Raw genomic sequence first — 757 nt, forward strand, 5'->3', positions numbered from 1 at the left:
CGAATCTGTCTCTTTACGAAAAGAAAATTGAAGACCAATTAGACGCTCCATTAGAGGCACTTCGTTCCGAAGTGCCACAAGAACCTCAATGGGGTGTCAAAAAGAATAGCCAAGGCAAAAATGTCTTCTGGTATGGATTTAAGGGCCACTTAGCCGTTGGAGCCAAAAGTCAGTATATCTTGCAATCTCTCTTTTCATCTGGAAACTTAAATGATGGAAAAGCAGCTATTCCTCTGCTTAAAGGTATTCAAAATCGATTATTTCTACCATCATTACGGTATCAAACACTAGATGCTGCTATGATTATGCGCCTATTTATGAGCAAATATACCGTATGGGTCAACACGCAAACATTGCCTATAACAAAAAGAATGAAAGGGAGCTCGTAGGGTATGATGAACACTTTGCGCCAACATGTTTCCGTGAACATTCATATCGTTACGACAGCTATGATCCAAAGTATGAAACATTAAAGTACACACGACCTAAAGAATGTAGTGAATGTCCCTTAAATACCGAAGGTATTTGTCAAAAAGTGTACAAGGTTAAAATAACAACAGATCTTCGGAAATATTCAGCTCCTGCTCGTGGTTCACAGGCATGGAAAACTATTGCTAAACGTCGCAGTTCTGTCGAAAGAGTAAATGGCTATCTTAAGGAGTTTTTCCAGCTTAATAATGTTCGTTACCGTACAGGAAAACGTGCAAAAGCTCACTTTGATTTAGTGACGCTTATTTATAATGCATCAAAACTAGCA

1 pseudogene is annotated in these 757 nt (G+C 38.7%); it reads left to right on the top strand.

The window, feature by feature from the left end:
• Positions 1–757: pseudogene (locus JCM19043_RS15780) on the top strand (transposase); the annotation flags it as partial.

Origin of the sequence: Halolactibacillus sp. JCM 19043 (genome assembly GCF_001310395.1) — a bacterium.
GTDB classification, from domain to species: domain Bacteria; phylum Bacillota; class Bacilli; order Bacillales; family Amphibacillaceae; genus Halolactibacillus; species Halolactibacillus miurensis.